Origin of the sequence: Microcella pacifica (assembly GCF_009371975.2) — a bacterium.
In the GTDB taxonomy this organism is placed as follows: domain Bacteria; phylum Actinomycetota; class Actinomycetes; order Actinomycetales; family Microbacteriaceae; genus Microcella; species Microcella pacifica.
Genome location: NZ_VIKT02000010.1, coordinates 57,487 through 73,280 on the forward strand (window position 1 = coordinate 57,487; position 15,794 = coordinate 73,280).

The 15,794-nt window shown below is 71.5% G+C and carries 13 protein-coding genes; 4 read left to right on the forward strand and 9 right to left on the reverse strand.

Annotated features, from left to right (window positions below; genetic code table 11):
* Positions 1–14: 14 nt before the first annotated feature.
* The 5 genes from FK219_RS07305 to FK219_RS07325 all read right to left on the reverse strand — a co-directional run bounded on the left by FK219_RS07305 (position 15) and on the right by FK219_RS07325 (position 4,815).
* Positions 15–971, reverse strand: coding sequence for an L-lactate dehydrogenase (locus FK219_RS07305; RefSeq protein WP_152583540.1), 957 nt, complete (start codon positions 969–971; stop codon positions 15–17).
* A 74-nt stretch (positions 972–1,045) separates the two neighbouring features.
* Complete coding sequence (locus tag FK219_RS07310) at positions 1,046–1,339, reverse strand: Fe-S cluster assembly protein HesB (RefSeq protein ID WP_152583541.1); 294 nt, start codon at positions 1,337–1,339, stop codon at positions 1,046–1,048.
* Positions 1,340–1,463: 124 nt separating this feature from the next.
* Positions 1,464–2,423 (reverse strand): SDR family oxidoreductase, encoded by a 960-nt coding sequence (locus tag FK219_RS07315; RefSeq protein ID WP_152583542.1) that lies wholly within the window; start codon positions 2,421–2,423, stop codon positions 1,464–1,466.
* Positions 2,420–3,388 carry a bile acid:sodium symporter family protein gene (locus FK219_RS07320; RefSeq protein ID WP_152583543.1) on the reverse strand — a complete coding sequence of 323 codons (969 nt, stop codon included), beginning with the start codon at positions 3,386–3,388 and terminating at the stop codon, positions 2,420–2,422. Before FK219_RS07320 ends, FK219_RS07315 begins: the two co-directional genes overlap by 4 nt.
* Positions 3,385–4,815, reverse strand: coding sequence for a flavin-containing monooxygenase (locus FK219_RS07325; protein ID WP_328821642.1), 1,431 nt, complete (start codon positions 4,813–4,815; stop codon positions 3,385–3,387). Before FK219_RS07325 ends, FK219_RS07320 begins: the two co-directional genes overlap by 4 nt.
* A gap of 76 nt (positions 4,816–4,891) precedes the next feature.
* Between FK219_RS07325 and FK219_RS07330 the strand changes: the two genes are divergently transcribed.
* Positions 4,892–6,247, forward strand: a complete 1,356-nt coding sequence (locus FK219_RS07330) for an FAD-binding oxidoreductase (protein ID WP_152583544.1) — start codon at positions 4,892–4,894, stop codon at positions 6,245–6,247.
* A gap of 30 nt (positions 6,248–6,277) precedes the next feature.
* Here FK219_RS07330 and FK219_RS07335 read toward each other — a convergent pair whose 3' ends face one another.
* Positions 6,278–6,991, reverse strand: a complete 714-nt coding sequence (locus FK219_RS07335; protein WP_152583545.1) for a polyamine aminopropyltransferase — start codon at positions 6,989–6,991, stop codon at positions 6,278–6,280.
* A gap of 40 nt (positions 6,992–7,031) precedes the next feature.
* The gene (locus tag FK219_RS07340) at positions 7,032–8,405 is read right to left on the reverse strand and encodes an NAD-dependent succinate-semialdehyde dehydrogenase (RefSeq protein ID WP_152583546.1); all 1,374 of its coding nucleotides are present in this window, start codon (positions 8,403–8,405) and stop codon (positions 7,032–7,034) included.
* Between the two features lie 227 nt (positions 8,406–8,632).
* On the opposite strand from FK219_RS07340, the gene FK219_RS14095 reads away from it, so the two are divergent.
* Both FK219_RS14095 and FK219_RS07350 read left to right on the forward strand, forming a co-directional pair.
* On the forward strand, positions 8,633–10,873 hold the full coding sequence (locus tag FK219_RS14095; RefSeq protein ID WP_152583547.1) for a glycoside hydrolase domain-containing protein: 2,241 nt from the start codon (positions 8,633–8,635) through the stop codon (positions 10,871–10,873).
* Positions 10,870–12,153: a glycosyltransferase family 4 protein gene (locus FK219_RS07350; RefSeq protein WP_152583548.1), complete on the forward strand. Its 1,284-nt coding sequence runs from the start codon at positions 10,870–10,872 to the stop codon at positions 12,151–12,153. Before FK219_RS14095 ends, FK219_RS07350 begins: the two co-directional genes overlap by 4 nt.
* Before the next feature lie 25 nt (positions 12,154–12,178).
* On the opposite strand, the gene FK219_RS07355 is transcribed toward FK219_RS07350, so the two are convergent.
* Positions 12,179–13,372 carry a M20/M25/M40 family metallo-hydrolase gene (locus FK219_RS07355; protein ID WP_152583549.1) on the reverse strand — a complete coding sequence of 398 codons (1,194 nt, stop codon included), beginning with the start codon at positions 13,370–13,372 and terminating at the stop codon, positions 12,179–12,181.
* A gap of 65 nt (positions 13,373–13,437) precedes the next feature.
* Between FK219_RS07355 and FK219_RS07360 the strand changes: the two genes are divergently transcribed.
* Positions 13,438–14,268 (forward strand): EI24 domain-containing protein, encoded by an 831-nt coding sequence (locus FK219_RS07360; RefSeq protein ID WP_152583550.1) that lies wholly within the window; start codon positions 13,438–13,440, stop codon positions 14,266–14,268.
* Here the strand turns inward: FK219_RS07360 and FK219_RS07365 are convergent.
* The gene (locus tag FK219_RS07365; RefSeq protein WP_152583551.1) at positions 14,265–15,794 is read right to left on the reverse strand and encodes an SPFH domain-containing protein; all 1,530 of its coding nucleotides are present in this window, start codon (positions 15,792–15,794) and stop codon (positions 14,265–14,267) included. The two genes, FK219_RS07360 and FK219_RS07365, sit on opposite strands and share 4 nt — an antisense overlap.

The following is a 15,794-nucleotide window of genomic DNA, read 5'->3' on the forward strand; positions in this document are numbered from 1 at the left end:
GTGACCGCAGTCGGCTACTCGAGGTCGAGCGCCTCGAGCGAGCCCTGGATGGTCTCGGCAGAGTGGTGGAAGGCCCGCTCCTCCTCGGCCGAGAACGGCACGTCGATGACCTGCGCGACACCCTGCGCGTTGACGACGCTCGGTACCGAGAGCGCGACGCCGCTCACGCCGTGGTAGTCGGTGAGCACGGAGCTCACGGGCAGAATCGCCCCCTCGTCGCCCACGATCGCCTCGACGATGCGCGCCCCCGAGAGGCCGATGGCGTAGTTGGTGGCACCCTTGCCGGCGATGACCGCGTATGCGGCGTTCTTGACCTCCTCGGCGAGCGTGTCGAGCTCCCCGACACTCAGGCGCGATCCCGCGTCGTCGGCCCACTCACGGATGGGCACGGGGCCGATGCGGGCCTGCGACCAGAGTGCGAACTCGCTGTCGCCGTGCTCGCCGACGATCATCGCGTGCACGCTCGAGGCGGCGACACCCAGTCGCTCCGCAAGGCGCCATCGCAGGCGCGAGGAGTCGAGCACGGTGCCGGAGGAGAACACTCTGGCCGCATCGAGGCCGCTCACTCGCTGCGCGGCGACGGCGAGCACATCGCACGGGTTCGTCACGAGCACGTAGATGGCGTCGGGAGCGCGATCGAGGAGGCGCGGCATGAGGTCGCGCAGAATGCCGACGTTGGTCGCGGCAAGGTCGAGACGGCTCTGCCCGGGGTGCTGCTTGGCACCGGCCGTGATGACGACGACGTTGGCTCCCGAGACCGCGTCGAGGTCGCCGCCGCCCTCGATCGTGGACGAGCCCACGAAGGGCGTGCCGTGGGCGAGATCGAGAACCTCGGCCTCAGCGCGGGACGCATCGATGTCGTAGAGCACGACCTCGCGAGCGGAGCCGCGGATGAGGGAGGCGTAGGCGAGCGACGATCCGACGGCCCCGGCACCGATGATGGCCAGGCGGGAGTTCTCAGTCGCAGTCATGATGCGACCACCCTAGCCACTCGGCGCGCGGGGCCGTGCGGGTGCGAGCGCTGCTCGCGGTGGAGCGGGTTCGGCTACTCGGCGGGAGCCTGGTCGCCGATGGCGAAGCGCACGGCGCCCTCTTCGCTGACCTGTGCGTCGAGCACCTTCTCGTCGAGTGCGACGGAGGCGTTGGACTCGAGGAAGACGCGCGCGGCGCCGGCCTCGACGACCTGGTCGCCGGGCTGCGGCTCGGGGGCGACGGCGACGGCGAACTCGGTCGACTGGGGGCCGCCGCTGTCGATGCGCAGACCGGCGGTCTGCGGGTCGGCCTCGCGCGAGACGAGGTTCTCGATGACGGTACTGGCGGTCGGGGTGAGAGTCAGCATGAAGGATCCTTTCGGCGGTGCGGTCGACGGACAGCGAGCCACGCTTCCGAGACTTGCCGCCAGGGTCAACCGCGGGGCCGGTTCTCTCAGGCCTCTCCCACGAAACGGTAGGGCGATTGTGCGGTCAGCCCGCGCGTGTCGCCCACCACGCCAGAAACGCCTCCCGTGAGGTCTTGCTCGGCGTGAAGCCGAACTCCTCGCGCAGCCGCCGCGCATCGAGCACGGGCCGGTAGCGCAGAAACCCGACGCGCTCGGGGCCGTGCGGCGTGAGATGCAGGGCGTGACCGAGGCGCAGCGCGAGGGCCAGAACGCTCGCGGGCACGGTCACGGTGCGCTTGCCCATGAGCCGGGCCAACTCGGGCACGGTCACGGCACCCTCCCCTGCGAGGTTGACGACGCCGGTGCGCTCCCCCGTCACGGCGTGCTCCATCGCCGCCGCGACGTCCTCGTCCCAGATGAACACGAAGGGGCTCGCGCTGCCGCGCACGACGAGCAGGCGGCGGCGCTCGAACAGCGCCGTGATCTGGTTGCGCACCGAGGCGCCGAGGACCGTTCCGATGCGGAACACGACCTGCTCCAGTTCGGGATGCTCCGCTCGGGCGTCGGCGAGAAGCTCTTCCACCTGCCGCTTGTGATCGGAGTACGAGAACTCTGGGTTGCCGCGCACCGGGTCATCCTCGGTGAGCCACGCCGGGTTGTCCGGGTGATAGCCGTACGCCGCGCCCGAGGACGACACGACGAGGCGCCGCACTCCCGCGGCAAGGCAAGCGTCGAGCACGGCGCGGGTGCCCCCGACGTCGATGCGCCATTCGTCCTCGCGGCTCAGGTCGCGGCCCGGGTTCACGATCGAGGCGAGGTGCACGACGGTGTCGATGCGGTGGCGTGCGAGGGCCTCGCGCAGCGCCTCCCCCTGCGTGACGTCGGCGAGCTCGTGAACTACTCCGTCGAGGGGTGCGCGCGGTGCAGCGACATCGCCGCTCACGAGGTGCTCGACCTGGGGGCAGCGCGCGAGGCGCGCGACGACCGCGGAACCGAGGAAGCCGGAGCCTCCCGTGACGTAGACGCGCCGGAGCGCGGGGGTCACGACGACTCCGCGGGAGCACTGCTCGGCGCGGTCCCTCCCCCGGCGTCGCTCCCGGAGGCCCGGGCGGCACGCCGACGCGAGTGCCGTGCCCACAGCGTCGCGAGAATGAGGCCCGCGACGATGTCCCAGATGCCCCACCAGCCGGCTACGATCGCCATGCCGCCGAGTCCGTCGAAGAACGCGAAGGTGAGCCCCAGACCCAGCCCCGCGTTGCGGATTCCCACCTCGAACGCCATGGCGCGCCGCTCGGGCGAGGCGAGACCGCTCACCCGGGCGAGACCCCAGCCGAGCGAGAGCGCGATCGCCTCGTGCAGGAAGACGGCGAGCAGGATCACGCCGATGAAGGCGATGAAGAACTGCCAGTTGCCGGCGAGGGCGATGACGATGAACGCGAGGAGTGCCACCAGGCTGATGCCCCGCACCCACGGCTGCACGCGCGCCACCGGCTTCGGCCAGCGGTTGCCGATGAGGAGGCCGAGCGCGAACGGGATCGCGATGATGAGGAGGATCTTGAGGAGCATCTCGACGGGGTCGAGCTGCACCGAGCGCAGGATCTCGCTCCCGGTGGGGTGCAGGCCGCCCCACAGCGCGAAGTTGAGGGGCAGGAGGACGATCGCGAGCGCATTGCCGACGGCGGTCATCGAGACCGAGAGGGCCACGTTGCCGCGGGCCTGATGCGTGAGCACCTGCGAGATGTTGCCGGGCGGGCAGCACGCCACGAGGATGAGCCCGAGCGCGATCGAGGCCTGCACCTGCAGGGCGAGAGTGAGCAGGAAGGTGAGGGCGGGCAGCAGCAGGAACTGCGCGGCGATCGCGACGGCCATCGCCCGCGGGCTGCGCAGCACGACGGCGAAGTCTCGGTAGCTCACCCCCATGGCGATGCCGAACATGATGAACGCGAGCACGATGTCGAGCAGCAGGAGGCTCGTGGGAGTGAAGTTGAGGGTGACCTCGTCGATGTTCATGCGCGGGCTCCGGTCTCGTGCGGCTGCGTGCGGTCGGCGGCGGGCAGGTGGGTCATGACGGGGAGCGCGCGCCGAGCATCCCGCGCCAGGCGGTCTCGCTGGCGCCGCACCTCGCGGCGGTACGCGTGCTTGTTGACGTAGTACGACATGCGCTCGAGCGCGAGGTAGCGGTAGCCCGCGGTGAGGTCGGACCACGGCCGGTTCTGCACGCGGGCGCGGAAGGCAGCTTGCGCCTCGGGCGGTGCGGCGAGGTAGTCGGCGAGCAGCTCGGCCTGCTCGAAGCGCCCCTGCCAACCGATGCCGCTCGCCTCGATCATGCCCATGACGTACACACCGCGGAACGACGGCTCGAAGATGTTGAGGTACAGCCGCGGCGCCATGCCCTGCCAGTTGAGGTGCTCGCGGTCGATGAACGGGTAGTCGAGGCGGTAGCCCGTCGCGAGCAGGATGACGTCGTACTGACCCGTCGAGCCGTCGGTGAACGTGACGGTGTCGCCATCGACGCTGCGCAGGCCGGGGCGGATGCGCACGTCACCCTGACCGGCGTGGTGCAGCACGAGAGTGTTGACGATCGGGTGCGACTCGTAGATCTTGTAGTCCGCGGCGGGGAAGCCGAAACGCACGGGGTCGCCCGTGAAGAGCCGCAGCAGGCGCGCATCGAGGAACTGCTTGAGGGGTCGGGGCAGCGGCCGCCCCTCGTTGAGGGTGTCGGCGGGCTTGCCGAACAGGTACTTCGGCACGAAGTAGTAGCCGCGGCGCACACTCATGTCGACACTCGCGGCCGTGTGCACCGCGTCGACCGCGATGTCGCAGCCGCTGTTGCCGGCGCCGACGATGAGCACGCGCTCCCCCGTGAGGGCGCTCGCCTTCCGGTAGTCGCGCGTATGCAGAACGCGGCCGTCGAAGCTGCCCGGCAGCTCGGGAACGGAGGGCTCGGCGAGAGTGCCGTTGGCGAGGATCACCCCGTCGTACAACTCGGAGTGGCGGGCACTGGCATCGTCAGAGTCGGTCGGTCTGAAGTCGACGCGCCACCGCGGTGCAGCATCCTCGCTCGCGGTGTGCAGCGGCTCGAGGCGCGTGACCGTCGTGTCGAACCGGATGCGCTCCCGCAGCCCGAAGCGATCGGCGTAGTCGCCGAAGTAGCGACGCAGCGCGTGGTGGCCGGGATAGTCGGGCGTGCCGGGCGGCATGGGGAACTCGGCGAACTGGGTCGTCGTGCGCGAGGAGATGAGGTGCGCCGACTCGTAGACGGTGGAGCGCGGGTTGTCGATGTTCCAGAGCCCGCCGACGTCGCTCGCCGACTCGTAGACGTCCACTTCGAGGCCTCGTGCGGTGAGGGTGCGCGTCGCCGCGAGCCCCGACGGGCCGGCGCCGATGATCGCCCACCGCTGCCGGTGAGAGTGCTCCGGCTCCGCTGCCCGCGCCACTGCCTGCCTCCTCACCGGGCGGCCTCGATGCCGCACCGGCCCAGTATGCCAGCGAGACTCCCGTACCATCGGCGGCATGGCCGATCTGCCCGCACTCCTGCGCGCCGAGCTCGGCGACGTCGTCGTCACCGACCCGGCAGCGCTGGAAGCGGCGCGCAGCGACTACTCGGGGCAGCGCAGCGACTCCGCACCGCTCGCGATCGTCGAGGCGCGCACGGTCGCCGACGTGCAGACCGCACTGCGCTTCGCGCACGCGCACCGGCTGCCCGTCGTGCCGCGAGGTGCGGGCGCGGGGCTCACGGGCGGCGCGATGGCCTCGGCCGCGCAGCTCGTGGTCAGCACGAGCCGGCTCTCGAGCATCGTGGAGATCAACGCCGCCGACCAGCTCGCCGTCGTGCAGGCGGGCGTGCTCAACGCCGACCTGGGGCGCGCGGTCGAGCCGCACGGACTGTTCTTCGCCCCCGACCCGGCGAGCCGCGAGATCTCGACGATCGGCGGCAACATCGCCACGAACGCGGGCGGGCTACTGTGCGCCAAGTACGGCGTCACGCGCGAGGCCGTGCTCGGCCTCACGGTCGTGCTCGCCGACGGGTCGTTGCTCGAGCTCGGGCACCGCACCGTCAAGGGGGTCACGGGGCTCGACCTCACCGCGCTCATGATCGGCAGCGAGGGCACGCTCGGCATCGTCGTCGAGGCCACGGTACGCCTGCTGCCCCTGCCGACGGGTGACCCCGCCACCCTCAGCGCGACCTTCGTCGACGTCGTCGCGGCAGCAGCCGCCTCCACCGCGATCACGGCGGCCCGCCTGCGGCCGGCGGCGATGGAGCTCATCGACGCTCGTGCGCTCAGCGCCATCCATGAGCACCTCGACCTGCCGACGCCCGCAGCAGAGTCGGTGCAGCTGCTCGTGCAATTCGACGGCGCCTCGGCCGGGGCCGACGCGGGCGTCGCGCTCGCGATCCTGCGCGAGCTCGGTGCGCAGGTCGCCATGACGGTCGACGCGGAGGAGGGCGAACGGATGCTCGCCGTGCGCCGCGCGTTCCACCCGGCCATGGCGGCCCGCGGCTCGGTGCTCATCGAAGATCTTGCCGTGCCGCGCTCGGCGCTCCCGGCGATGGTCGCTCAGATCCGCGCGATCGAGGAGCGCTTCGGGCTCGAGATTCCCACCGTCGCGCACGCGGGCGACGGCAACCTGCACCCCAACCTCATCTACACGGGCGACACCGTGCCGGCCGAGATCTGGGAGGCCGCCGGTGAGCTGTTCCGAGCCGCGCTCGCCCTCGGCGGCACCCTCACGGGCGAGCACGGCGTCGGCACGCTCAAGCGGCGCTGGCTCGAAGAGGAGCTCGGCACCCCGCAGCTCGACCTGCAGCGCCGCATCAAGGAGGTCTTCGACCCGCTCGGCATCATGAACCCCGGAAAGGTGTTCTGACCGTCGGGCGGCTCAGGCGTGTCGGGCGACTCAGGCGCGGCGGGCGACGTACACGCCGTTGCGCGAGGTGCCCTCGGTGAGCGGGTTGGCGAACTCGACCGTGTGCCCCTCGACCGCCTCGAAGACCTCGCGCAGCACGGCGAGGAACGACTCCTCGGGCGGGTCGTCCGACCACAGGGCGAAGACGCCGCCGGGCCGCAGGTGGCGGGCGAGCCGGTGCACCCCGTCGACCGTGTAGAGATCGAGGTGGCTCGCGTCGAGCGTGAAGGTCGGCGTGTGGTCGACATCGAGCAGGATGGCGTCGAGCGTGGCCGGCACGGCCGGCTCGGCGCCGGGCTCCCCGCGCATGACGGCGAAGAAGTCGGCGTGGACGAGGCGCGTGCGCGTGTCGCCGACGAGCGACTCGCTCACCGGCAGCAGGCGCTGCTCGTGCCAGCGGATGACCTCCGGCAGAGCATCCACGACGGTCAGGGTGCCCACGCGCTCGTCGGCCAGCGCCGTGACCGCCGTGTAGCCGAGGCCCAGGCCTCCTACGACGACGTCGAGCGGGCCCGGTGCGGCGACGGCGGCGAGGCCCAGCCGGGCGAGCTCCTCCTCGGCGACCGTGAAGAGGCTCGACATGAGGTACTCCTCGCCGAGCTTGACCTCGAACACGTCCGTGCCGGCGGCCGCGATGTGGCGGCGGCGCAGCGTGAGTTCGCCCATGGGCGTCGACTCGTAGGCGAGCTCCTCGAAACGCAGCATGCCGCCCAGCCTACGGAGCCGGGCGGCATGCGGTGGACGATCAGGCGATGCGGATCATCTTCTTGTTGACGAACTCATCGATGCCGAGCGTGCCCAGCTCACGGCCCGAGCCGGAGCGCTTGATGCCGCCGAAGGGAAGCTCGGCGCTGTCGGCGAGCACGCAGTTGACGTAGACCATGCCCGCCTCGATGCGGTCGGCGACCCGCGCCGCCTGCTGCTCGTCGGTCGTGAACAGGTACGAGCCGAGGCCGAAGGGCGTGTCGTTCGCGAGCTCGACCGCGGCGTCCTCGTCGGCGACGCGGAACACCTGCGCGACCGGCCCGAAGAACTCCTCGTAGTACGCGTCGTTGCCGGGAGCGACGCCCGTGAGCACGGTGGGCGAGAAGAACGTGCCCTCGCGGGTGCCTCCCGTGGCGATCGTCGCGCCGCCGACGACCGCGCGCGAGACCTGGTCCTCGAGGTTCTCCGCGGCCGTCGACGACGAGAGCGGGCCGAGCGGGCCGCTGCCCTCGCCCATGGGGTCGCTCGGCGAGACCTCCGCCATCGCGGCCGTGAACTTCTCCAGGAACGCGTCGTAGAGGTCGTCGACGACGATGAAGCGCTTGGCGCCGTTGCAGGACTGCCCGCTGTTGTCGAGGCGCGCATCGACCGCCATCTGCACGGTCGCGTCGAGGTCGTCGGTGCTCAGCACGATGAAGGGGTCGCTGCCGCCGAGCTCGAGCACGACCTTCTTGAGGTGGCGCCCCGCCTGCTCGGCGACCGCGGCGCCGGCGCGCTCCGAGCCCGTGAGCGAGACGCCCTGCACGCGCGGGTCGGCGATGATGTCGGCCACCTGCTCGTTGGTCGCATAGATGTTCGTGTACGCGCCGACCGGGAAGCCCGCGTCGGCGAAGATCTCGTGGATCGCCGCAGCCGACTCGGGGCACTGCGCGGCGTGCTTGAGCAGGATGGTGTTGCCGAGCATGAGGTTCGGGCCCGCGAAGCGAGCGACCTGGTAGTACGGGAAGTTCCACGGCATGATGCCGATGAGCACGCCCATGGGGCTCTTGCGGATGACCGCGGAGCCCTCGCTGCCCTCCGCCAGGTCGATCGGCTCGTCCTCGAGCAGCTCGGGGCCATGGTCGGCGTAGTACTGGTAGATGTCAGCGGAGAAGTCGACCTCGCCGAGGGCGTCGCCGATCGGCTTGCCCATCTCGCGCACGATGATCTCGGCGAGGTGCTGGCGGCGTTCGCGGTGCAGCTCGGCCACCTTCGTGATGAGGGCGGAACGGTCATCCGGCGTCGTCGTGCGCGACCAGTCGCGGTAGGCGGCGGCAGCGGCGTCGACGGCCGCGACGATGTCGGCGTCGCTCGCGGTCGGATACGTGGAGAGCGTCTCCCCGGTCGCGGGGTTGACGACTGCGTACTTGTTCATGAGGCTCCTCGTGGGTTCGCTCGGTGCACCTCGAGCCGCGCTGAGGGGCGCGACGGTGGCGGCGGTGCACGACTGGACAACAGCCTATGGCGCGGGCGCCGCGCATCGGAAGCCGTCTGGCTCAGCATCCCCTGAACGCGGTCGCCGCACGATTCGTCACGAGCCCGTAATCCGGGTGACACAGTGCGCTCGTAGCGTGAGGCCATGGCGAGACCGGGGCGGGCATCGTGATCGAGTGGGTCGACCCGTTCATCGGCACGACCCAGACGCAGTTGCCCGAGCGCACAGGCCTCGCGGCCTCCTGGTGGTCGCCCAAGCCGCAGATCGGCAACACCCACCCGGGGGCGACGCACCCCTTCGGCATGGTCTCGGCCTGCGCGTACTCGGGCGCATACCCCACGGGCTACGGGCAGTACGACCTCAGCACCGAGGGCCGGCCGCCCCGCCTCTACGACGAGCCCCTCGCGAGCGGCTTCACGCACTTCCAGCAGAGCGGCACGGGCGCGATTCGCAAGTACTACAACTACTTCCGCGTCACGCCCATGCTCGAGCCGCTCGACGCGCTCGGCCGCTCGTGGTCGCTGAGCGACGAGGAGGCCTCACCCGGTCGCTACGCCGCCACGCTCGGCTCGGGCGTGCGCACCGAGCTCACGGTCGGCCCCAAGAGCGCCGTGCACCGCTACACCTTTCCCCGGCACCGGGATGCCCGGCTCGTGATCGACTTCTCGCTCGGAGGGCTCGCCATCCCGCACGGCGAGACGATCCCGCTGCGCGCCCAGTTGCACTCCATCGCCCCCGGCGTCGCGCAGGGCGAGATCGTCGTGGAGGGCACCCCGCTCGCCGTGCACATCGAGTGCGACGCGCGGCACTGGCGACAGCTGCTCTGGTACGACCGGCGGCTCATGCACGGGGGCACGCGCCTCGACTTCGACTCCATTCGCCCCACGACCCTGCGCTCCTTCGGGCTCATGTGGGCGGGGCCGGTGAGCGACGGAGAGACGATCGAGCTGCGCTTCGGCTTCTCGATGCGCGGCGTCGAGCAGGCCGAGCGCAACCTGCGCGCCGACTGCGGCGACGGACCCGCCCGCTTCGCCGACCGGCACGAGGCGACCGAGCAGACCTGGCGCGAGCACCTCGGCCGCATCGAGGTCGCCACACCGAGCGCCGAGCGCCGCACCGTCTTCTCGACGGCGCTCTACCACTCGCTCATCAAGCCGAGCCTCGCGATGAACGAGAGCCCGTTCTGGCCCGTCGACGGTCCCTTCGCCTTCGACATCAGCACGATGTGGGACATCTACCGCACGCAGCTGCCGCTCATCACGACCCTCTTCCCCGAGCGCAGCGTCGAGCTCGCGAACGCCATGCTCACGATCTGCGCCGAGGAGGGCAACTTCCCGATCGGCTACCGCATGGCGAAGGGCAGCGACCGGTTCTCCCGGCAGGCGAGCGCGCTCGCGCACACCTTCCTCGCCGACCTGAACCAGCTGGGCCTGCCCGGCATCGACTGGGACTGGGCGCTCGTGCACATGCACAACGACCTGCGCCGCACCTACGGGGAGGACTTCCTGCAGCGCGGCATCGTCGACCCCGTGAGCCACACGCTCGACCTCGCGTTCGGCTACTGGTGCACGGCGCGCGTCGCGCAGAGCCTCGGCGACACCGCGCTCGTCGAGGAGTTCGCCCCGCTCGCCGAGCGCTGGCGCACCGCGTTCGACCCCGCCACGGGGCTGCTGCGCGACTCGACCTTCTACGAGGGCACGACCTGGAACTACTCGTTCCGCCTCCTGCACGACATGGCCTCCCGCATCGCCGACGTCGGCGGCGACGACGCCTTCGTCGCGCTCCTCGACCGGTTCTTCGGCGTCGGTGCACCGCCAGCGGCTCAGCCGGGCCTCGCGCCCAGCCTCGCGGAGCTCGCGGCGGGGTACGCTCTCGGGCGCTTCGAGGGACTCAACAACGAGCCCGATATGGAGGCGCCGTGGGCGTACCACTACGCCGGCCGCCCCGACCGCGCGGCCGAGATCGTGCACGCTGCGGTGCACCAGCAGTTCGGCATCGGGCCCGGCGGCCTGCCCGGCAACGACGATTCGGGCGGCCTGAGCTCGTGGTACGTGTGGGCCTCGCTCGGCCTCTTCCCCGTCGCCGGCCAGAACCTGCTGCTGCTCAGCACCCCCTCCTTCGAGGAGTCGCGGCTCGATCTGGGTGACGCTCGCTTCGAGATCGTCACGCGCGGCTTCCGCGAGCCGCATCGGGATGCTCCGCCGCAGTACGTGCAGGGCGTGCAGCTCGACGGCGCGACCCTCGAGCGGCCCTGGCTCACGGGTCACGAGCTGCACCGCGGCGGCCAGCTCGTGGTGGAGCTCGGTGATGCTCCGAGCAACTGGGGCACGAGCATCCGGCCCCCGTCTCTGCCGCACCCCGCCCACGTACCGACGCCCGCCGACCACCCTCGAAGGAGCACTCCATGAGCGATTCGCTGCGCCGCCTCGTCATCGTCGTGCGGGCCGACCCGGTCATCTGCGGCCACTCGGTCGAAGCGCGCAACCTCGCCGAGGCCGCCCTGCTGCGCGGCTTCACGGAGGTGCGCATCGTCACGTGGCCGCTCGAGCAGCTTGAGCGCAGCGGTCTGCCGCTCAAGCCGGCCGAGAGCATCACGCCCTACAGCCCCGGCATCGTCGTCGAGCGGCCGGACGGCGTTGGCGACTACAAAGTCATCGACGGGCGATACCTGGCCGGCATCACGGGGCGGCTCGTCGAGCTCTTCACCGACGGCGTGCCGACCGTGTGCATGTCGCTGTACCTGAGCCCGCACACCCTCGCCGTCTCCGACGCCGTGCGCGTCGCCTGGAGCACGGGCCTGCCCGTCGACGTGACGACGATCGCCGAAGCCGTCGGCAGCGATGTCACGAACGTCGTGTGCAGCTGCGTCCAGTCTGGCCAGTACGGCGCGGCGGCGCACGTGCTCGCGAGCTACCTCAGCAGCGATCGGTGCGTCGCCGTCTCGGAGTACACGCGCGACCTCATCGTCGACTCGGCGGCTCTCATCGACGAGCGCCACGGCACGAGTTTCGCCGAGCAGTGCCGCGAGCGCATCACGATCTCGTACCCCGCGATCGACACGAGCGCATACCTCGACCTCGACGAGGGCGAGCTCGAGCGTCGGCTGGCCGCTCGCGGCCTCGCGCGCGACGGCTACGTGCTGTTCCTCTCGCGCCTGACGAAGGCGAAGGGCGTCGACGACCTCATCGCGGGCTTCGCGCGCAGCCGCGCCCACGCGGGGCTGACCCTGGTCATCGCGGGCCGCGGGCCCGAGGAGGCGGCGCTGAGCGAGGTCGCGGCTCGCTCGGGAGTCGCCGACCGCATCGTCTTCGCGAACGATGTCTCCGACGCCGAGAAGCCGTACCTCATGGCCGGCTGCGCCGCCTACGTGCTGCCGAGCAAGCCGCGCCCGGAGTTCGTCGAGACCTTCGGCATCGCGCTCGCGGAGGCGATGCTCGCCGGGTCGGGCCCCGTCATCACGGCCGACACGGGCGGCATCATCGAGGCGGTCGGCGACACGGCGATGATCGTGCCGGTCGATGATCCGGATGCGATCGCGGCCGCGATCGACCGCGCCGTGCTCGAGCTCACCGCGGAGGAGCGCCGGGAGTGGTCGCGCCGCGCCCGCGACTACGCGCTGCAGTTCGACCGGCTCGCGGTGTTCGACAAGCTCTTCGACGGGCTCGTCGTCGACCGCGTGCCGGGCTGAGCGCCGAGCTGGGCGGCAGCACTCGTCAGCGGCAGACCCGTCGGATGGTCCCCTCGATGACGTCGGTGAGGGCGACCACGGAGGCGGCGTCGGCCCACTCGAGGTCGGCGTGCGCTCCCCCGCCGTCGGCGCCGATGACGACGCACGGAATGCCTGCCTCCTGCACGAGGCGCGCATCCGTCCAGAACGGCTCCCCCCGCAACCGCGCCGGGCGGCCGAGCACGCGCTCGACCGGCTCCGCCACCGTGGCGACGATCGCCGAGTCGGGCTCGACCGCAAAAGCCGCTCGCGCCACCTGACGGCGCGCCGCGCCGACCGCGCCGGGCACGTGCGCGACTGCGCTCGCGGCGAGGTCGTGCAGCTGCCGCTCGACAGCGTCGAGGTCGTCACCGGGGAGGGTGCGGCGCTCGACGGTGAGCACGCAGCGGTCGGCGACCGTGGCTTCATCGGTGCCACCGGAGATCGTGGAGACCCGCACGGTGCCGTGCCCGAGCAGCGGATGCGGCGGGGTGCTCTCGAGATCGGCCCGCAGCTGGTCGAGCCCGCGCAGGAACGCGCCTGCCGCGGCGATCGCGTCGACACCCTGCTCGGGCAGCGAGCCGTGGGCGGCGACCCCGGCGAACTCCACCGTGAACCACGCGAAGCCGCGGTGCGCGACGGTGAGCTCGAGCGCGGAGGGCTCGACGACGATGGCGGCATCCGGTCGCACGCCGATCGCGGCGAGGTGGGCGAGGGTCTCGACGGTGCCGGTGCTGCCGAACTCCTCGTCGGCGACGAGCGTGAGCACGGCATCCCCGCGCAGAGCGCCAGCGGCGAGGGCGCGCGCGGTGGCGACCATGACGGCGGCGACGCCGCTCTTGGTATCGAAGGCGCCGCGGCCCACGACCCGCTCCGCGCCGTCGACCGTCTCGCGCGCGCCCGAGAACGGGTCGCCGTCGTAGCCGGCGACACCGACGGTATCGAGGTGGCCGTTGAGCAGGAGCGTCGCGCCCCCTCCGGTGCCGCGCGCGATCGCGACGAGAGAGGGATGCCCGGCTCGGGCTTCGAGGCGCGTCACCTCGAGACCGTGGTCGGTGAGCCACGCGGCGCACCAGTCGGCGATCGCCGACTCCCCCGCGCCCCCGGGCACGAGGTCGCTGTTGACGGAGTCGATCGCGATGAGCTGCGAGAGCACCTCGAGAGCGTCGAGCGCGGCGGGGTCGGCGGGCGTGTGGCTCACGCGAGCCAAGCGTAGACGGCGGGCCGCCCGAGCGGGCGCAGTGCGGCGCCCCTACTCTGGAGGGCATGGCGAGACGGGCGGGCGGCGGGCGCGGAGCATCCCGTGCCGGAAGCATCGTGCGCGAGTTCATCGCGGGCGCCTCCCTCGTCTTCCGCGGCTTCGCGACGTGGCGGCGGCGGCCGGGTCTCATGCTGTTCGGCATGCTGCCTGCCGTCATCGCGGCCGCGATCATCGCCACCGTGCTCGTCCTGATGGGACTGAATGCGCAGGATCTGTCGGCGGTGCTCACGGGCTTCGCCGAGGAGTGGGACGCCGGGTGGCGCGACGCCTTGCGCGCAGTCGTGGCGATCCTGCTCGTGGCGGGCGTCATCATCGCCGCCGTCTACACGTTCACCGCTCTCACGCTGCTCATCGGCGACCCCTTCTACGAGCGCGTGTGGCGCCGCACCGAGCAGGACCTCGGTGGCTTCGCGCCGACGCCGCTGACGTTCTGGAGGTCGTTCGGCGGGGGCATCCTGCTCGTGCTGCGTGCGATCAGCTACGGCCTCCTGACGTTCCTCGCCGGCCTCCTGCCGATCATGGGCGCGGTCACGGGTCCCGTGACGGGCGTGCTGCTGGGCGGCCACCTCATCCAGCGCGAGCTCACGACGCGGCCGCTCGAGGCGCGCGGCATCGACGGTGCGGCGCGCGCTCGACTCATCCGCGGCTCGCGGGCGCGCGCGCTCGGCTTCGGCGTCGCGACCCAGCTGCTCTACCTCGTGCCCGGCGGTGCGATCGTCGTCATGCCCGCCGCGGTCGTCGGGGCGACACTGCTCGCGCGCGACGCGCTCGCTCGTGCGGAGCTCGCGGGCGCGCCAGCCGCTGACGCCGACCCACCCGCCGAGCCTGCGCCCTAGCTCTTCGCTCCGGGGCGCTTCGCCCCGGAGGCCGCGCCCTTCGCGACCGCAGCACCCGTCGCCTCGCCGACGACCTTGCCGTTGATGAGCTCGCCGATGTCGATGCCGACGAGATCCTTAATGATCTTCGTCGAGGTCGCGAGCTGGCCGGCGACGTTGTCTCCGAGCTGGTTGGTGCCCGTGCCGTCGGAGGAGATGACCGTCATCTGCGAGATGGCGCTCAGCGGCTCGGCGGCGGCGCGCACGATCTCGGGCAGCTGGTCGATGACGCGCTGCTTGAGCAGCGCCTCGGCGCGCTCGGCGAGGGCCTCGGCCTGCGCGCGCGTCGAGTCGGCCTCGGCGGTTCCCTTGACGCGGATGGCCGAGGCCTCGGCCTCACCCTCGGCGGCGAGTGCTTCGGCGGCGGCGATGCGGCGCGCCCGCTCGGCGATGCCCTCCGCCTCGACGGCCTCGGCGGCGCTGCGGCGGCGGTTGCGCTCGGCGAGACCCTCGGCCTCGATGGCTTCGGCGGAGGCTTTGCGGGCGTCCCTCTCGGCGTTCGCGTTGGCGACGGAGGCGAGGGCGGCCGCGTCGGCGCGCTTCTCGACGGCGTAGGCCTCGGCGTCGGCGACGGCGCGCACTTCGGCGTCGAGCTCCTGCTTGCGCAGACCAACGCGCTTCTGGGCGGTGACCTCCTGCTGGCTCACGACCTCCTGCTGCGCGATCGCCTCGGCGAGCGGTGCCGCTGCGGCGGCTTCGGCCCGCGCCTTGTCGGTCTCCTTCTGAATCTCGGCGTTGCGCAGGTCGAGGGCCCGTTGGCTCTCGGCGATCTTCTGCGCGGCCGAGATGCGCGCCTCCTCAGAGGCCTGCTGGGCCTGCGCTTCGGCGATCTCGGCGACCTGCTTGACGCGCGCCGCCTCGGCGCGGCCGAGGTCGCGGATGTAGTTGTTGTCGTCGTCGATCTCCTTGATCTGCAGCGTGTCGATCTGCAGCCCCTGGATGTCGAGGGCCTCGCGCACCGCCTCCAGCACCTGCTCCTGCAGGGCCGAGCGGTTGGTGATGATCTCGGTCACGGTGAGCTGGCCGACGATCGAGCGCACCGAGCCGCTCAGCACCTCTTCGGTGGAGGATTCGATCTGGTCCTGCTGGTTGAGGAAGCGCTGCGCGGCGGCGCGCACCATGGGCTCGGAGCCGCCGACCTTGACGACGGCGACAGCGTTGACGCGAATGGTAATGGCGTCGCGCGTCTGCGCGGTCGCCTGCACGTTGAGCTGGCGCGAGCGCAGGCTGAGCTTGAAGTAGGCCTCGACGATCGGCTTGACGAAGACCCGCGAGCCGAAGACGACCTTCTGGCCGACGTTCTCCTTCTCGTGGTTCTGCTCGCGCTCCTTCGGGGTGCGCTGGCGCGAGGTGACGATGATCGCCTCGTCGGGCTTCGCCACCTTGATGGAGCGGAGGATCACGACGATCACGATGAGGACGAGCAGAGCGAGCACGCCGATGATCACCCAGAGAGTGATGTCGCCGCTGAAGGAGTCGAGGGTCAT